The following is a 16,213-nucleotide window of genomic DNA, read 5'->3' as shown; positions in this document are numbered from 1 at the left end:
ATGAGCTTATATTAACTGATATATATTATTTATCTATAAGGAGAAACGTTATTTTAGTGACTTATTTCCTTTATTTGGCTTTTTTATTCATTATTAACAAAAACTTTAATCGTTATTAAGTATAAATAATTAGGTGAAAATTATACAAAGCGAAACGAGTTTCGCTCTATAGTTACTTCATTCGCATTCGGTTATGCACGGCCTGACTTAAGGTATGACTATCCACATATTCAAGCTCACCACCCTGTGGTACTCCCTGTGCAATACGGGTCATTTGTATTGGTAAATGTTTAGTCGCTTCAACCAAATAATGTGCTGTCGCTTGACCTTCAACCGTTGCATTGGTCGCCAAGATCACTTCCTGCACTTTACCATCACTTAGTCGTTGAATTAAATATGGAATACCAATTTCGTCGGGGCCAATACCGTCGAGTGGCGACAAATGCCCACCCAATACATGATATTTCCCTCTAAAACTACCACTTTGCTCGATTGCCATGACATCTGCAGGAGATTCAACCACACAAAGCAGTTGATCATCACGCTCTGAAGAGACGCAAATGTTGCATACTTCATCTTCAGTCAATGAATGGCAAATGGAACATTCATGAATATAGTTGGTTGCTTCAGTCAAGGCATGTGCCAAACCAACAGCGCCTTCCCTATTTTTCATGATTAAGTGCAGTGCCATTCGTTGAGCCGACTTTGGCCCAACGCTTGGCAAAATACGCAATGCCTGTACAAGTTGATCAAAACGATCACTAAACATTCAACGTATTCCTTAGAATAAACCTGAAAGGCCTGGTGGAAGCCCCATACCAGAGTTTGCAGATTTCAGTTTTTCTTCTGAAATCACTTCAGCTTGACGTGAAGCATCATTCATTGCCGCTGCAATTAAGTCTTCAATCATATCTGCATCATCTTGAAGTAGTTCAGGATTGATTTCAATACGTTTCACCACATGACGCGCAGTCATAGTAACTTTAACCAGACCACCACCTGCTTCAGCGTGAACTTCAACTTGTGCAAGCTCTTCCTTAGCTTTTTTTATGTTGCTCTCAACTTCTTTTTGCATGCGTTGAGCTTGCTGCATGAGCATATTAATGTTCATAAAAATCTCCGAACAAAACTGATGAATTCACTTTAGATAAGATCTAAACCGCGTGAAATGTCGCGAATAATATCATTAATATCTTCTAAACCAACAGATACGCGAATTAAACCTTCGCTAATCCCTGCTGCTTTTTTCGCTTCTGCAGACATTCTGCCATGAGAAGTCGTTGCAGGATGGGTAATTGTTGATTTTACATCACCCAAGTTACTTGTAATAGAAAGGAACTTAGTATTATCAATCAATGTCCAAGCGCCTTCACGTTCGCCTTTCACAACAAACGATACAACTCCGCCAAAGCCTTTTTGTTGCTTTTTCGCCAACTCATGACCTTCGTGATTTGGAAGTCCCGCATAGTACACTTTTTCAACTTTCGGGTGTGCATCTAACCATTCAGCTAAAGTTTGAGCACTTGCACAGTGGGCTTTCATACGTAAGCTTAAAGTTTCTAGGCCTTTCAGGAAGATCCATGCGTTGAATGGACTCATCGAGTTACCCAGTGTACGAATAACACCTGTAATCTCTTCCATTAATTTTGCACTACCTACAACAGCACCACCAAGCGCACGACCTTGACCATCAATATATTTTGTTGATGAGTAGATCACGAGGTCCGCACCTAATTTAATCGGTTGCTGTAACACCGGTGTACAGAAAGTATTATCGACTGCAAATAATGCCCCATGCGCATGTGCAATATCAGCAATGGCTTGTAAATCCCCTACTTGAGCCAATGGGTTTGACGGTGTTTCAATGAACAATAGGCGTGTAGTTGGGCGAATCGCTTGTTTCCAAGCATCTAAATCTTCCAAATCGACAAAAGTAACGTCAACACCAAATTTGATGACATATTTTTCAAATAGAGAAATGATCGAACCAAAGACAGCACGTGAACACACCACATGATCGCCAGCTTTCAAATATGCCAAAGTGATCGCGTGTACGCCCGCCATACCTGAACTTGTCGCAACAGCGGCTTCAGCACCATCCAAAACAGCTAAACGTTTTTCGAAAGCTTGTACAGTTGGATTGGTATAACGTGAATAGGTATTGCCTTCAATTTGACCTGAAAATTTTGCTGCGGCATCTGCTGCACTTTCACAAACAAATGATGAAGTCAGGAAAATTGGCTCACTATGTTCACCCTCAAAAGTACGAGTATGACCTGTACGAATCGCTAAAGTCTCTAATTGGTATTCGATGTCGTCTTGTTGGCTCATCTGTATTACTCAGTCGCGAAGAACTGCCTTTGTGAAGAATTGCCAATATTTTGAGCGTCTAAGCTATTTAAGGTCAAGGTAAAATACGAAATTATCGCTTAGACTTCGACCAATCCTACAAGGACTTAGGCAATTGACAGTTATGCACCCTTTCAAACAGAAATTTCTGGCGCAGCAAAAGAAAATTAAACACTTGTCTACACGTGTGTTTAATGCAAAATCGCTGGTCCTTTCTCAATCGACACCCTATGAAGTAATTACTGAATATAAACATGCAAAAGTTCGGTATTACGCTTCGCCTGATCGTAAATACAAAGAACCCTTAGTGTTTGTTGCTCCACTGGCCATCAATATGGCGATTTATGATTTGTATCCATATCGCTCATTGGTTAAACATTTTCAACACAGTGGCTTTGATGTCTATTTGCTGGAATGGGGAAAATTAAACTATCAAGATCGTTTCTTAAATTTTCTATCGTTTATTGATGATGTGATTCCACATTGTATTGATCAAATTTGTGAGCATGCAGATAGTCGATACATCTCGCTACACGGTTGGAGTATGGCTGGAGTCTTTGTCACGCTGTATACAGCATTACATCAACCTGAACATGTTAAAAATCTAATGGTGATGGGCGCGCCGATTGATAGCTATGCCTCAGGTCGTATCGGAAAGCTATTTCAAAAAACCAATCGCTTGCTTTCACGTAGTAAGAATTTACAAGATAAGGTCTACACAGGGAAAATTCCTAAACATTTTATCCATACACCGGGTGTGCTCAATGCAATTGGATTTAAAATCGTCGATCCACTGGGTTGGTTCAAAAGCCAAAAACAATTTCTATCTAACTTAGACAATCTACATGACCTGTATGAACATGCAACCATGGGCGATTTTCTCAATCACATGATTGACTATCCGGGTGGGATTAACCAAGACATGGTGTTCAATGTTTGGCTACAAAATCCACTTAAAAACGGCATTATTCAATTGAAAGATAAAGTTATTAAATTAAAAAATATCCACTGCTCTTTATTGATTGGCGCGGGTTCTACCGATCAAATCGTTACTGCCGATGCAGCAAGTCCTTTAGGCGAATTGACAAGTAGTCAAGATGTCACGTTTACTCTCATTCCCGGTGGTCACCTCGGCCTGATGTCGAGTCAAAAAAGTGCCAATCAATTTTGGCCAACTTTGACCCAGTGGCTTACACAAAGATCCAGTTTATTGAAATAAAAAATTTAGAGGGTAAAGATGATTCAGTCAGTTGCATTTATCGGATTGGGCGCAATGGGTTACCGTATGGCAGCGCACCTACCAAAACAGTTCGACACGGTTTATGTCTGGAATCGAAACTTTACCAAGGCAGAGCAACATGCTGCTGAATTTGGTACGCAAGCGGTTGCATTAGAGCAAGCAGTACAAGCGGACATTATTTTTTCATGCCTACCCATCAGCCAAGATGTTGAAAATTTAATTGCGAGTGTGACGCTGAAATCAGGCTCGATTTGGGTCGACTGTACCAGCGGTGTGCCAGAATCTGCAAAAAAACTCGCTTCAGCCTTAAAGCAACAAAACGTTTCATTCTTAGACGCCCCTGTGAGTGGACAAACCATTGGCGCTGAAACGGGAACATTAACCGTCATGATTGGTGGTGACGCAGCAGCCTTTGAACGTGCATTACCTGCGATCCAAACATTTGGCAGACTGATTAAACATGTGGGTGAACCGGGTGCGGGTTTTGCTGTTAAAGCTGTAAACAACATGTTAATGGCTGTAAATCTTTGTGCAGTTGCTGAAGGATTAACCACCTTAAAAGCGCATGGCGTAGACTTACATGAGGCACTCGATTGTATTAATGCGTCGAGTGGTAAAAGTAATGTGACTGAAACAGTTTTACCTCAGCGCGTACTGAATCGTAGCTTCCCATTAACCTTTGCACTTCCATTACTTGCAAAAGATACGGGAATTGCTGTTGATCTGGTGCGACAAGCAAAACTTTCAGCACCTGTGCTCTCTTTGACGCAAAATTTAATCCAAGCAGCAAGCGATCAAGCTGAAGAAAACAGTGATTTTTCAAGCGCTATGATTATGTATGAAAAATGGAGTAAAATTACAATTGAGTAATAACTCGCCATTGAATAACGATAAATAACCATCATATTGTACTCTAGTGTCATAACACACATTGTTACAAATGACAGAGGAAACTCGCATGAACAAATTTACCCTTGCAACTTTGCTAGGTGCTGTAACTTTAATCGGGGCTTCTACTGCTGTTTTAGCATCTGAGCAAGAATGCCAAAAGTTGAAAAATGACCATGATGTGATTTATGCGTCGAAAGGTTTCTGCTTTAAAGATCCTGATGCTAAAGCGAAGTTTGGCAATGACAATTGCTACACAACTAAGCCTAAATTTTCAGAAAAAGAGCAACAACGACTTGACGCGATCAAAGATCGTCAGAAAGAATTGAACTGTAAATAATTACGATTCAATTCGCTCAAGGAATTTAGCAATGACTTATGATGATCAAAATATTTTTGCTCGGATTTTACGTGGAGAACTTCCTGCGTTTAAAGTCTATGAAGATGATCAAGTACTCGCTTTTATGGATGTCATGCCACAGGCCGAAGGTCATACGCTCGTAATTCCTAAAACCCCTGCTATTACGCTGCTTGATTTAGATCCAGAAGCGGCTGCTTATACCATTCAGGTTGCTCAAAAAGTTGCGAAAGCAATGGAAAAAGCCTTAGACGTGAAAGGTATCGTATTGATGCAGTTGTCTGGCGCTGCTGCGGGTCAAACTGTTCCGCATGTACATTTCCACCTAATTCCGACTTCAGTACATGAATTAGGTAAACATGCCGCAAAAATGGGCGATATGGAAAAAATCAAAGCCATTGGCGAAAAAATCAAAGCAGCACTTTAAGTTCAATTGAGTTTAAAGTGATGATCAATGGAGCTTCGGCTCCATTTTTTATGTCTCGAATATTGTCCCAAGAACTTTTAGCTGCAAAATTTACTGTTCAATACAACTCTAAGCATTTAATAAATATTCATTTTTATAAGTATAAAAGCAATTTAAACCAAAAATCACCTTTCACCGTTTTGAAATATTTCCTTAATAGAACTGTCTTATTTGTAATGAATACTTAGCGCCATTAGATAGCGAAATTACTTCTAGCCAAGCTACTGATAAAACATATTGATATGACTGGAAAAGTCTTCTGGAGCTTCAAATGAAAAAAACTCTATGTGCATTAGCAATCGGGGCAACAATTCTTACACCAATGATGGCGTCTGCTGCAGATGTAAAAATTTATGGCCGTGCACATGTCTCTCTTGACTATCTAGATGATGGTAAAGATTACAACGAAGTTGGTCTTTCTTCTAACGCTTCACGCTTAGGCTTCAAAGTAGATCAAAAAATTAATGATGACCTCAACGTATTCGCTCAAATTGAGCAAGAAGTAAACTTTGCAAGCGGTAGCCAAGACAGTAAAGGTGTAGATTTTTCAACACGTGACACATTCGTGGGTTTAAAAAGTTCAACTTATGGTCAAGCACGTGTAGGTCGTTTTGACAGCCCATTTAAAGTCGCACGTAGCCCTGTGAACTTCTTCGGTGACATGGTTGGTGACGTTCGTAACGTAACACGTGTAGGCAACTTAAAATTTGATGAACGTAATGAAAACACCATTGAATATAAATCTCCAAAATTTGGCGGTGGTTTCAATGTATTAGCTGCAATGTCGATGCATTCAGGTACACAAATTGACCGTGACGCAGATGGCGAAGGCAAAGATGATAACAAAGCCTATGACCTTGCTCTAACCTATAAAGAAGGCCCAATTGATTTTGCAGCAGCATACGAAAAGTATGATGAAAATGCAGCAAACGCAGCAGGTGGCGCAAGTCGAGATGCATTCCGTATTGCCGGTGCATATAAGTTAACTGAAGAATTGAACTTGGGTGCTCTATATCAAATTGCTAAACACGACAACGATACATCCAACCCAGATGCTCAAGTTTTTGGTGTAGCTGGCGAATATAAAGTAACGCCTAAAACCTCAGTACGCGGTGAATACTTCTACCGTGACGTCGATGCTGATGATGCCAATGCAAGCTTGATCGGTGTGGGTGTAGAACATAAGTTAGATAGCACTTTACGCGTATATGGCAACCTAGCAACTGTGCTTAACGACAAAAACTCTAAACTCAACCCTTGGAAAGAAGGTCGTAGCTTCGGTAACGGTATTTCAGGGATCGGTGATGAAAATGCAACTGCACTTTCTCTTGGTCTGCGTTACGACTTCTAAGCTGCAATATCTCCCCCAAAAGACATACTCCGGTATGTCTTTTTTTACTCAAAAGAAATGTTTCAGGACTAAAATAAGCTAAGTTCATCATGTATCAAATATTTAAAAAGTATTTAAAAAACTTAGTCCAGCCTCTTTAACATTAACCATATAGAGATCGTTTAACAGCACTACATCAATAGCCCATTTTTTTAGCAAAACTTAAACATAACAAATAAAAATCTTATTCACTCAATAAGGATTATCATTATTAATAATGTAACTTTTAGTAAATATAGTAAATTAGTCAGAATTTAAAATATAAATATAAGCGTTTTAGTCGGATTTAAAATAATTAAACACAAGTGTTTTAGTCAAGTATTTAAAATAAAAAAATTAGTTTATTTTTTAACTAATAAGCACTATAAGTAATTGTATTTAAATTACTTAATAATATATTTTTATTTTAACTGTTCAACCTATTTGCTTTTTGTATATATTTGTTAATAATATAGTACAAGTTTAAAGAATAGGCTTATCTCCATGAGCTTAAAATTCAAAGATTTAAATCGTCGTGTGGTCAGAGAAATAACCGCAATACTAATAATTAAAGTGATTATTTTAATGATCATTAAGAACATCTGGTTTGACGCCCCTACTATCCCTAAAAACTTTGACAATCAAGTTGCCGAGCATATTGCTGGCAGTCCTTCCCAAATCAAGGAGACACGTTGATGATTTCTGAAAGCGTGGTCGATCTTTCGCGGTTCCAATTTGCAATGACCGCGATGTATCACTTTATTTTTGTTCCACTGACTTTAGGTCTGGCTTTTATTCTTGCCATTATGGAAACCACCTATGTGATTTCTGGCAAAGAAATTTATAAAGACATGACTAAATTTTGGGGAAAACTCTTCGGTATTAACTTCGCATTAGGTGTTACTACTGGTTTGACCATGGAGTTTCAGTTCGGTACTAACTGGGCGTATTACTCACACTATGTCGGTGATATTTTCGGTGCACCATTAGCCATTGAAGGTCTGATGGCATTCTTCCTTGAATCAACATTTATTGGTTTATTCTTTTTCGGCTGGGATCGCCTATCTAAAGTTCAGCATTTGGCTGTCACTTGGTTAGTTGCACTTGGCTCGAACATGTCTGCACTATGGATTTTAGTGGCAAATGGTTGGATGCAAAACCCTGTCGGTTCCGCGTTTAACTATGAAACCATGCGTATGGAAATGGTGGACTTCGGTGCACTGATTTTCAACCCTGTGGCTCAGGTTAAATTCGTACATACCGTATCTGCAGGTTATGTGACTGGTGCTATTTTCGTACTGGCAATTTCAAGTTACTACTTATTGAAAAAGCGTGACTTGCCATTTGCGCGTCGTTCATTCGCTATCGCTGCTATCTTTGGTTTAGCGTCTACACTTTCAGTGATCTTACTAGGTGATGAATCTGGTTATGAAATTGGTGACGTACAAAAAACTAAACTTGCTGCGATTGAAGCTGAATGGGACACTCACCCAGCTCCAGCGCCATTTACTTTGTTTGGTATTCCAAATAAAGAAACTATGTCTACTGACTACGCGATCAAAATTCCTTATGTCATGGGGATTATCGCAACACGTTCAACTGACAAAGAAGTAACAGGTATTAAAGACCTGATCGTACAACACGAAGCACGTATTCGTAACGGTATGGTGGCTTACTCACAGTTAGAACAACTTCGTGCAGGCGATACTTCTCCTGAACTTAAAGCAGCATTTGCTGAGTCTCAAAAAGACTTGGGTTATGGTTTGCTTCTGAAAAAATACACAGACAAAGTGGTCGATGCTTCTGATGATCAAATCAAAGCTGCTGCAAAAGACACTATTCCACATGTTCCAAGCTTGTTCTGGGCATTCCGTGCAATGGTTGCTTCTGGTTTCTTAATGCTCCTTCTGTTCGTACTGGCTACCTTTGCTGTCGGTAAACGTAATGCAGAAAACAAACCTTGGTTATTAAAGTTTGCTTTGTTTGCTCTACCATTACCTTGGATTGCTGCACAAACAGGTTGGTATGTTGCCGAAGTTGGTCGTCAACCTTGGACTATCGGTGAAGTTCTACCTACACATCTTTCAGCTTCTAGCTTAAGTACAGGTGATGTATGGGGTTCTATCCTTGCATTAGCAGCGTTCTACACTGTACTGCTGATCATTGAAATGTACTTAATGATTAAATTCTCACGCCTTGGCCCAAGTTCTCTACATACTGGTAAATACCACTTCGAGAAACTTGAAGCTGCAAAAAAGGCAAATGAGGAGGCTCAAGCATGATCGAATATGAATTACTCAAAATCATTTGGTGGGTATTAGTCGGTGTCCTACTGATCGGCTTCGCCCTCACCGATGGCTTCGATATGGGCTCAATGGCGATCATGCCATTCGTAGGTAAAAAAGACGAAGAACGTCGTGCGGCAATCAATACGATTGCCCCACACTGGGACGGTAACCAAGTGTGGTTTATTACTGCCGGTGGTGCACTGTTTGCAGCATGGCCAATGGTATATGCGACTGCATTCTCAGGCATGTACTGGGCACTGTTACTGGTACTCTTCGCCCTTTTCTTACGTCCAGTCGGTTTTGACTACCGTTCTAAACTCGAAAATACCAAGTGGCGTAATTCTTGGGACTGGGGTTTAGCAATTGGTGGTGCCGTTCCTGCCCTCGTATTTGGTGTTGCGTTTGGTAATATGTTCCTTGGTGTTCCATTCACTATGGACGAAACTGTTCGCTCAACTTATACAGGTAGCTTCTTTGCACTGCTTAACCCATTTGCTTTAGTTTGCGGTATCGTGAGTTTATCTATGCTTTGTGCACATGGTGGTGCATGGCTCATGCTTCGTACAGATGGCGACCTACGTGCACGCTCTGCAAAAGCGACTCAACTTATGGGTATCGTATTCTTGGTTTGCTTCTTACTTGCAGGCGCATGGTTATACTTCGGTAATATCCAAGGCTACACATTAGCGCAACCATTTGACACAAATGGCGTTGCTAACCCATTGGCTAAAGAAGTGATCACCAATGCCAATCCAGGTTGGATGAACAATTATAGTATTTATCCAATTACTATGATTGCGCCAATCATGGCAATTTTAGGTGCTTTGATCATCATCCTTGCCGCAGGTAAAGGCAAAGCAGGTTTCAGCTTCCTTGGTTCAAGCTTGGCAGTCATTGGTGCAATCTTAACTGCTGGTTTTGCATTATTCCCTTTCCTTATGCCATCGAGCATCAACCCAACTGTAAGTTTGACTATGTGGGATGCGGTATCAAGTAAAAATACCCTGACTGTGATGACAGTTGCCGCGTGTATTTTTGTCCCAATTATCCTGTGCTACACAACTTGGTGTTACTACAAGATGTGGGGCGTGGTCACTAACAAACATATTGAAGAGAATTCACACAGCCTATACTAAGGCTGTGTCTAAGGAGATAAAACAATGTGGTATTTTGCTTGGATTCTCGGTATTTTGATGGCTTGTTTTGCAGGTGTACTTAGTGCGCTTTACATCGAACATCATCAAGATCTAGATGAGGAATAACAAATGACTGATGCTGCTGTAGAAAAATCACTTGTAGAAAAGAAGCCAAATAAATTTGCAATGGTCATTTCCTGCCTGTTAGCTTTTCCTTTGGCAGCCGTGTTACTTGTACATCCTGCTGCCATGCTGGATGACAATGGTGGATATAGCCATCGAGCGCTGATGTTCATCATGATAGGTATTTCAGGTGGTTTTGTGCATGGTGTGGGTTTTACGCCACACCATTGGTTCTGGAAATGGCTTTTTAGCCCCTTCCTCGCTTGGCCACTCATGTTATGGGGCTACTACACATGGTTCCTACATTAATTGATATCTAAATAAAGCCCTCACTTGAGGGCTTTATTTTTGATTGAAACTACAAAACTGTTTAAAATCAAAAAGATAAAAAAATCGATCCTAGTTGCACACTTCAGAGTTTGTATGAGCACTAATAAGTAAATGAAAGGTATTTAAACTATCGAAACTAGAGATTAGGATTTAATATCTAGATCAATAGATATATTAGATATAGGATCTAGTCTTATGAAAATAAAAGGTTTTCTTTTAAACCAAAATCCAATTTTTTTGATCGAAATGCAAATATATTCAAGAACTTTTCAATGCTAAAAATAGAAAAACTTTGGAGTATGTGTAATAGAAATTTTAGTGATCTTACAAACAAAAACTACGCTGAAGTAATTCAATCTGTCTTTTCTAAATATAAAGTGCAAGAACAAACTTACTCATTTGAATCCACTGGAGGAATATTAGAGTTTGATATTTCATGCTCTATGTATGATTGTTTGGCATATAAAGAAACCAATGGATTCTTCGATGAGTGTGATTGTCCGCCGCCAGAATTTTGGATTGCTTATATTGACGATAAGTTATTTGCTTATATTCCAAAAGAATACTTAGATATAGCAAATTGTGGTGTTGAAATATCTATGAGCGGAAGCTTGAATTGGGTCCAAACATTAGGGCGTGTCCTCATTTGGCTTTGCACCAAATAAACATGCAAGCAATGTAGATCATAGACTGATAATTTCGTGCAAGCTTATCAAATCGGGTAGCAATAGCTACGGAAATGTTTTAATCTCGCAAATGCATTTTCAACCAAATGTCTTAATTGATATAAATATTTATCAAATTCCTTATTCGACCTCTTACTATTTGATCTCATTGGAATAATGGGAATCATATCCTTATTTTGGGCATATATTCTAGGGCGTGTCCTCATTTGAAGAATTGGTTTTAAATACTTAAAATCCTCTTTTGAGTTATTTTTATTTCTTTTATGATGCCTTAACTTTAACTATAGATTAAAGCACCACATCATCGAATGAAGCTTTTTAATTTATTTGAACATTTCATGACTATTTCAATAGTCAATTTTTCGCAGTTTTATCTAGTCTATTTTAAATCTCAAGCAAAAAAACCGGATATAAATCCAGCTTGATGTTGTCTATTACACTTAACGATGCGTATGAATCGACATCACAATCCCCATCCCTGCGAGCATCGCAATTACAGCTGTACCACCATAACTCATCAACGGTAGTGGATCACCTGTTACCGGTAAAATCCCACTGACCATACCCGAGTTTAAAAATACAAAAAAGAAGAAAGTTAATCCTATCGCTCCTGCATAAAGTCGTCCAAAATTATGGAAGCAATTTAGTCCAATAATCAAACAGCGAACAATAATTGCTGTAAACAAACTAAATAAAAGAAATACACCAATAAAGCCAAACTCTTCAGCATAGGTCGACATAATAAAGTCAGTATGATGCTCTGGCAGATAGCCCAAGTGCGACTGCGTCCCTTCGGTATAACCCTTACCCATTAAACCACCTGATCCAATGGCAATTTTAGATTGAATAATGTTCCAACCTGCACCAAGCGCGTCAGATTCAGGGTCAAATAACGTCAGTACACGTTTTTTCTGATATTCCTGTAAAAAAAACATCCAAAGTACAGGTGCTGCAATTGCAAAGGCGGTTAAAGCACCTGCAATTAAACGCCAAGACATACCACTTAAAAATAAAACAAAAATACCCGGAATAATCAAACCGATATTCAAGTCAGGCTGTAAAGCGACCAATGCAAATGGAATCAATAATAAAATTAATGCCCCGACAATTTGTAAAAATTTCGGTGGAAAAGGTTTTCGCGCAAAATACCACGCCATCATGAGTGGCATGGCAAATTTCATAAACTCACTCGGCTGCATACTGCCGATACCCGGCAAGCTAATCCAGCGTTTCGCCCCCATCCTTTTTTCACCAATGACCAGAACCAACAACAGTAAAAATATACCGATGGCATATAAGTACGGACTCATAGATTGGTAAACTTTGGGGGGAATTTGCGCACAGATCAACATCACAATAAAGCCCACACCAAAACTTGTGGCTTGGCGTAGTACCATTCCCGAATCTTCCGCGGTCGCACTATAGACAACCATCAGCCCCAATATTGCATTGAGTACCAAGAAGCAAAGTAACCACGGGTCTAAATGAAGTTTAGCCCATCGAGAAGAATCGTGTTTTATACTGCGGCCATCACGTAATGACTGACGTAAAAAACGATACTGTTGAGAAGGGATCATTGCGAAACAGATCTAAAAAGGATGCGGGAATTATAGATTAAAGCGACAGTAAAAATCACTGTCCCTTAAATATTCCTTGAAATAATCATCTATTCACTTGAGACGCTAAAATTAAACGTGCCAATTCCAAGTCATCCGGATAGGTAATTTTAATATTGTCCGAACGACCCTGCACGACATTGACATGCTCACCGACAAATTCTAAGGCACTTGCTTCATCTGTGATGGTCGCACCAGCGGCAAGCGCTTGTTCAATGGCATTTTTAAGCACACCCAATTTGGCAATTTGTGGTGTCTGCGCTTGCCATAAAGTTGAACGATCTACCGTTGTTGATATAAGTGGTGCCGTTTCAACTCGTTTTAAGGTATCGCGTACGGGAATTGCGAGAATCGCACTTTGCTCAGTTTCTACTGCCGATTGAACTAAATTTTCTAAACTCGACTGCGAGACACATGGTCTTGCTGCATCATGAACAAATACCCAATCATCATCATTGGCAATCTTAGATAGATATTGCAATGCATTGAGTACAGAATGCACACGCTCTGAACCACCTAAACAAAAATGTGCTTTCTCTTGATTAGCTAATTCCAAAGTCTGAGCAATATTATCTTGCTCGCCTATAGCCAATACATAGCCTGTTAAAGGTAATTGGTTAAGACGCGCAACTGTGTGTTCAAGCACAGTTAGACCCGCAATGTTTTGATATTGTTTTAGTTCAGTTTTAGAAAATCGACTTCCTGAACCAGCAGCAGGAATAATAGCCCACAATTTAAGGTTCGGGTGGAAGTTCGGCTGGTTCTGACTCATTGGTACGTAGGTCTACTTTTGCGTTTGGATCAATATAAATTGGTTTGTACTGAGTACTGATCGTACTCATTTGTACGAAAGTCTCATGCGGTTTAATTAAACCTAAATCTAGACGAGCATGCTCTTCAATAGCTTCAACGCCATTTTTTAAATCGTATACTTCAGCGGCAAGCACGCGATTTCGTTCTTTTAATTCGTCATTGAGTTCGACTTGTTGTTGTATTTTCTGACTCAGTTGTTGATGTTGATGATAACCACCTTCACCGAACCAGTATAAATATTGAAACCCTGCGATCAAAAAGATCGCAAGGCCCAACAATGCTTTACTCGCTTTGGAGTCAAATACATTTAACATAGATAGCATGATCTGCTTAGTTCAAACCTTTGAACTCAGCTTTACCTCGATATGCTGCATTAGTCAATTCTTCAATACGAAGTAATTGGTTATATTTCGCTACACGGTCAGAACGGCAAAGTGAACCAGTTTTGATTTGACCCGCTGCTGTACCCACTGCAAGATCCGCAATAGTTGAATCTTCAGTTTCACCAGAACGGTGTGAAATTACTGTAGTGTAACCATTTGCTTTCGCAAGGTAGATTGCATCTAGAGTTTCAGTCAACGTACCGATTTGGTTGTACTTGATCAGAATAGAGTTACCCACTTTTTCGTTGATACCACGTTGAAGAATCTTAGGATTCGTAACGAATAGGTCATCACCAACCAATTGGATTTTGTCGCCAAGGATTGAAGTAAGGTAAGACCAACCTTCCCAATCAGACTCGTCTAAACCATCTTCAATTGAGATGATTGGGTATTGTTTTACAAAACCAGCAAGGTAGTCAGCAAATTGGTTGCTTGTGAATGCTTTATTGCCTTCACCTGCAAGGATATATTGACCATCTTTGTAGAATTCTGAAGATGCACAGTCAAGCGCAAGCATAATATCAGAACCTGCTTTGTAGCCAGTTTTTTCAATTGCTTCAAGAATTACTGTAATTGCTTCTTCGTTAGAACGAAGGTTCGGTGCAAAACCACCTTCATCACCAACTGCAGTATTTAGACCTTGTTTCTTTAAAACTGATTTTAAAGAATGGAAAATTTCAGCACCAGCGCGTAAAGCTTCAGAGAATGAAGTGAAGCCAACTGGCTCAATCATAAATTCTTGAATGTCTACGTTGTTGTCTGCATGTGAACCACCATTTAGGATGTTCATCATTGGAACAGGCATAGTCAAAATGCTGTTATTACGAAGGTCTGCGATGTATTGGAAAAGTGGAATTTTCTTTTCATCAGCAGCAGCGCGTGCAGCAGCTAGCGATACCGCTAAAGTTGCGTTCGCACCTAATTTTTCTTTGTTTTCAGTACCGTCAAGCGCGATCATTGTGTTATCAATGTCTTTTTGTTCGAATACTGATTTACCCAACAATGCATCACGAATTACTGTGTTAACGTTGTTAACCGCAGTTTTAACGCCTTTACCTAAGTAACGAGCTTTGTCGCCGTCACGAAGTTCTAAAGCTTCACGAGAACCAGTTGAAGCACCAGATGGTGCACATGCACGGCCTACAACGCCAGAGGCTAAGATTACGTCTGCTTCGATGGTAGGGTTACCACGAGAGTCCAAAATTTCACGTGCACGAATGTCAACGATTTGGCTCATGAACAATTCCTCAGTTGATTAATAAAAATGATGCGTCAAAAGTGACGCATCAATGTGTATCGAATTAGTGTGTGTCTAACTTTGCGAAACCTTTAACTAAGGTATCGAGCTCTTTTAACTGTGCCAAGAAAGGTTCCAACTGTGACATGCGTAGCGCACATGGACCGTCACATTTGGCATTTTCTGGATCTGGATGAGCTTCTAAGAACAAACCTGCTAAACCAGTCGCCATACCTGCACGTGCCAGTGTCGTGATTTGCGCACGACGACCACCTGCAGAATCCGCACGACCACCCGGCGTTTGAAGCGCATGTGTAACATCAAAGAACACAGGGACATTCATTTCTTTCATGATGTCAAAGCCCAACATGTCTACAACTAAATTGTTGTAACCAAATGCTGAACCACGTTCACAAAGAATTAGTTTGTCATTTCCTGCTTCCAAACACTTATGCAAAATATGACGCATTTCGTGTGGTGCGAGGAACTGTGCTTTTTTAATGTTGATGATGGCATCAGTTTTCGCCATTGCTTCAACAAGGTCAGTTTGACGGCTTAAAAATGCAGGAAGTTGGATAATATCCGCAACTTCAGCAACAGGCGCAGCTTGGTATGGTTCATGTACATCAGTAATAATCGGCACATTAAAGTGTTTTTTAATGTCAGCTAACCACTCGATTCCTTTTTCCAGGCCTGGGCCACGGAAAGAGTTCAAGCTTGAACGATTGGCTTTATCAAAACTTGCTTTAAACACATACGGAATATCCAAGCGTTTGCAGATATCCACATAGGTTTCAGCAATTTCAAAAGCAAGGTCTTTTGACTCAAGTACGTTCATGCCGCCGAATAGTACAAATGGCAAATGATTTGCCATTTGTATATCGCCTAAACGTACAATTTCCTGTGGTTTTAATTGTGACATTTAAACTCT

General features: G+C 39.8%; 19 protein-coding genes and 1 pseudogene. 11 read left to right on the top strand and 9 right to left on the bottom strand.

Annotated features, from left to right (window positions below):
• Nucleotides 1-172: 172 nt before the first annotated feature.
• From recR to FTV50_RS03785, 3 genes are read right to left on the bottom strand one after another with little or no spacing between them, the layout of a single operon-like run.
• The gene (gene recR, locus FTV50_RS03795; protein ID WP_078188505.1) at nt 173-769 is read right to left on the bottom strand and encodes a recombination mediator RecR; all 597 of its coding nucleotides are present in this window, start codon (nt 767-769) and stop codon (nt 173-175) included.
• A 12-nt stretch (nt 770-781) separates the two neighbouring features.
• The gene (locus FTV50_RS03790; protein ID WP_078188506.1) at nt 782-1,111 is read right to left on the bottom strand and encodes a YbaB/EbfC family nucleoid-associated protein; all 330 of its coding nucleotides are present in this window, start codon (nt 1,109-1,111) and stop codon (nt 782-784) included.
• 32 nt (nt 1,112-1,143) lie between these two features.
• Nucleotides 1,144-2,331: an O-succinylhomoserine sulfhydrylase gene (locus FTV50_RS03785; protein WP_180023548.1), complete on the bottom strand. Its 1,188-nt coding sequence runs from the start codon at nt 2,329-2,331 to the stop codon at nt 1,144-1,146.
• Nucleotides 2,332-2,473: 142 nt separating this feature from the next.
• Between FTV50_RS03785 and FTV50_RS03780 the strand changes: the two genes are divergently transcribed.
• The 11 genes from FTV50_RS03780 (at nt 2,474) to FTV50_RS03730 (ending at nt 11,212) form a co-directional block, all read left to right on the top strand.
• Entirely contained in the window at nt 2,474-3,568 is a 1,095-nt protein-coding gene (locus FTV50_RS03780; RefSeq protein WP_180023547.1) for an alpha/beta fold hydrolase, read from the top strand.
• A gap of 18 nt (nt 3,569-3,586) precedes the next feature.
• A complete protein-coding gene (locus FTV50_RS03775) occupies nt 3,587-4,459 on the top strand; it encodes an NAD(P)-dependent oxidoreductase (protein WP_180023546.1) in 873 nt (290 codons plus the stop codon).
• An 88-nt stretch (nt 4,460-4,547) separates the two neighbouring features.
• Entirely contained in the window at nt 4,548-4,817 is a 270-nt protein-coding gene (locus tag FTV50_RS03770) for a YARHG domain-containing protein (protein WP_078188510.1), read from the top strand.
• 31 nt (nt 4,818-4,848) lie between these two features.
• Nucleotides 4,849-5,262 (top strand): HIT family protein, encoded by a 414-nt coding sequence (locus FTV50_RS03765; protein ID WP_180023545.1) that lies wholly within the window; start codon nt 4,849-4,851, stop codon nt 5,260-5,262.
• Nucleotides 5,263-5,572: 310 nt separating this feature from the next.
• Nucleotides 5,573-6,652, top strand: coding sequence for a porin (locus FTV50_RS03760; protein ID WP_180023544.1), 1,080 nt, complete (start codon nt 5,573-5,575; stop codon nt 6,650-6,652).
• A gap of 522 nt (nt 6,653-7,174) precedes the next feature.
• On the top strand, nt 7,175-7,366 hold the full coding sequence (gene cydP, locus FTV50_RS03755; RefSeq protein ID WP_078188513.1) for a cytochrome oxidase putative small subunit CydP: 192 nt from the start codon (nt 7,175-7,177) through the stop codon (nt 7,364-7,366).
• Complete coding sequence (locus FTV50_RS03750; protein ID WP_168378621.1) at nt 7,366-8,952, top strand: cytochrome ubiquinol oxidase subunit I; 1,587 nt, start codon at nt 7,366-7,368, stop codon at nt 8,950-8,952. Before cydP ends, FTV50_RS03750 begins: the two co-directional genes overlap by 1 nt.
• Complete coding sequence (gene cydB, locus FTV50_RS03745; RefSeq protein WP_078193913.1) at nt 8,949-10,094, top strand: cytochrome d ubiquinol oxidase subunit II; 1,146 nt, start codon at nt 8,949-8,951, stop codon at nt 10,092-10,094. Before FTV50_RS03750 ends, cydB begins: the two co-directional genes overlap by 4 nt.
• A gap of 24 nt (nt 10,095-10,118) precedes the next feature.
• Nucleotides 10,119-10,220 carry a cytochrome bd-I oxidase subunit CydX gene (gene cydX, locus FTV50_RS03740; protein WP_002120988.1) on the top strand — a complete coding sequence of 34 codons (102 nt, stop codon included), beginning with the start codon at nt 10,119-10,121 and terminating at the stop codon, nt 10,218-10,220.
• Nucleotides 10,221-10,223: 3 nt separating this feature from the next.
• On the top strand, nt 10,224-10,526 hold the full coding sequence (locus FTV50_RS03735) for a cyd operon YbgE family protein (protein WP_078188516.1): 303 nt from the start codon (nt 10,224-10,226) through the stop codon (nt 10,524-10,526).
• Nucleotides 10,527-10,819: 293 nt separating this feature from the next.
• Nucleotides 10,820-11,212, top strand: coding sequence for a hypothetical protein (locus FTV50_RS03730; protein WP_180023543.1), 393 nt, complete (start codon nt 10,820-10,822; stop codon nt 11,210-11,212).
• Here FTV50_RS03730 and FTV50_RS03725 read toward each other — a convergent pair.
• From FTV50_RS03725 to kdsA, 6 genes and pseudogenes are all read right to left on the bottom strand, one after another.
• Nucleotides 11,190-11,388, bottom strand: a pseudogene (locus FTV50_RS03725) (transposase); the annotation flags it as partial. The gene FTV50_RS03730 and the pseudogene FTV50_RS03725 sit on opposite strands and share 23 nt — an antisense overlap.
• A 285-nt stretch (nt 11,389-11,673) precedes the next feature.
• Nucleotides 11,674-12,810 carry a rod shape-determining protein RodA gene (gene rodA / locus FTV50_RS03720; protein WP_078193916.1) on the bottom strand — a complete coding sequence of 379 codons (1,137 nt, stop codon included), beginning with the start codon at nt 12,808-12,810 and terminating at the stop codon, nt 11,674-11,676.
• An 85-nt stretch (nt 12,811-12,895) separates the two neighbouring features.
• Nucleotides 12,896-13,621 (bottom strand): 2-C-methyl-D-erythritol 4-phosphate cytidylyltransferase, encoded by a 726-nt coding sequence (gene ispD, locus FTV50_RS03715; RefSeq protein ID WP_180023542.1) that lies wholly within the window; start codon nt 13,619-13,621, stop codon nt 12,896-12,898.
• The gene (locus tag FTV50_RS03710; protein WP_078188520.1) at nt 13,584-13,976 is read right to left on the bottom strand and encodes a septum formation initiator family protein; all 393 of its coding nucleotides are present in this window, start codon (nt 13,974-13,976) and stop codon (nt 13,584-13,586) included. The genes ispD and FTV50_RS03710 overlap by 38 nt, the downstream gene beginning before the upstream one ends.
• A gap of 16 nt (nt 13,977-13,992) precedes the next feature.
• A complete protein-coding gene (eno, locus tag FTV50_RS03705) occupies nt 13,993-15,282 on the bottom strand; it encodes a phosphopyruvate hydratase (protein ID WP_111884957.1) in 1,290 nt (429 codons plus the stop codon).
• 64 nt (nt 15,283-15,346) lie between these two features.
• On the bottom strand, nt 15,347-16,204 hold the full coding sequence (gene kdsA, locus FTV50_RS03700; RefSeq protein WP_078188522.1) for a 3-deoxy-8-phosphooctulonate synthase: 858 nt from the start codon (nt 16,202-16,204) through the stop codon (nt 15,347-15,349).
• Nucleotides 16,205-16,213: the final 9 nt, after the last annotated feature.

Source organism: Acinetobacter sp. YH1901134, assembly GCF_013416965.1.
Taxonomy (GTDB): domain Bacteria; phylum Pseudomonadota; class Gammaproteobacteria; order Pseudomonadales; family Moraxellaceae; genus Acinetobacter; species Acinetobacter amyesii.
The sequence above is the reverse complement of the archived record's forward strand: the minus strand, read 5'-3'. Positions and strand labels throughout refer to the sequence as shown.

Bases quoted from the DNA above. Each gene is read 5' to 3' on its own strand.
- recR (WP_078188505.1), bottom strand. From the start codon at position 769: ATGTTTAGTGATCGTTTTGATCAACTTGTACAGGCATTGCGTATTTTG.
- FTV50_RS03790 (WP_078188506.1), bottom strand. From the start codon at position 1,111: ATGAACATTAATATGCTCATGCAGCAAGCTCAACGCATGCAAAAAGAA.
- FTV50_RS03785 (WP_180023548.1), bottom strand. From the start codon at position 2,331: ATGAGCCAACAAGACGACATCGAATACCAATTAGAGACTTTAGCGATT.
- FTV50_RS03780 (WP_180023547.1), top strand. From the start codon at position 2,474: ATGCACCCTTTCAAACAGAAATTTCTGGCGCAGCAAAAGAAAATTAAA.
- FTV50_RS03775 (WP_180023546.1), top strand. From the start codon at position 3,587: ATGATTCAGTCAGTTGCATTTATCGGATTGGGCGCAATGGGTTACCGT.
- FTV50_RS03770 (WP_078188510.1), top strand. From the start codon at position 4,548: ATGAACAAATTTACCCTTGCAACTTTGCTAGGTGCTGTAACTTTAATC.
- FTV50_RS03765 (WP_180023545.1), top strand. From the start codon at position 4,849: ATGACTTATGATGATCAAAATATTTTTGCTCGGATTTTACGTGGAGAA.
- FTV50_RS03760 (WP_180023544.1), top strand. From the start codon at position 5,573: ATGAAAAAAACTCTATGTGCATTAGCAATCGGGGCAACAATTCTTACA.
- cydP (WP_078188513.1), top strand. From the start codon at position 7,175: ATGAGCTTAAAATTCAAAGATTTAAATCGTCGTGTGGTCAGAGAAATA.
- FTV50_RS03750 (WP_168378621.1), top strand. From the start codon at position 7,366: ATGATTTCTGAAAGCGTGGTCGATCTTTCGCGGTTCCAATTTGCAATG.
- cydB (WP_078193913.1), top strand. From the start codon at position 8,949: ATGATCGAATATGAATTACTCAAAATCATTTGGTGGGTATTAGTCGGT.
- cydX (WP_002120988.1), top strand. From the start codon at position 10,119: ATGTGGTATTTTGCTTGGATTCTCGGTATTTTGATGGCTTGTTTTGCA.
- FTV50_RS03735 (WP_078188516.1), top strand. From the start codon at position 10,224: ATGACTGATGCTGCTGTAGAAAAATCACTTGTAGAAAAGAAGCCAAAT.
- FTV50_RS03730 (WP_180023543.1), top strand. From the start codon at position 10,820: ATGCTAAAAATAGAAAAACTTTGGAGTATGTGTAATAGAAATTTTAGT.
- rodA (WP_078193916.1), bottom strand. From the start codon at position 12,810: ATGATCCCTTCTCAACAGTATCGTTTTTTACGTCAGTCATTACGTGAT.
- ispD (WP_180023542.1), bottom strand. From the start codon at position 13,621: ATGAGTCAGAACCAGCCGAACTTCCACCCGAACCTTAAATTGTGGGCT.
- FTV50_RS03710 (WP_078188520.1), bottom strand. From the start codon at position 13,976: ATGTTAAATGTATTTGACTCCAAAGCGAGTAAAGCATTGTTGGGCCTT.
- eno (WP_111884957.1), bottom strand. From the start codon at position 15,282: ATGAGCCAAATCGTTGACATTCGTGCACGTGAAATTTTGGACTCTCGT.
- kdsA (WP_078188522.1), bottom strand. From the start codon at position 16,204: ATGTCACAATTAAAACCACAGGAAATTGTACGTTTAGGCGATATACAA.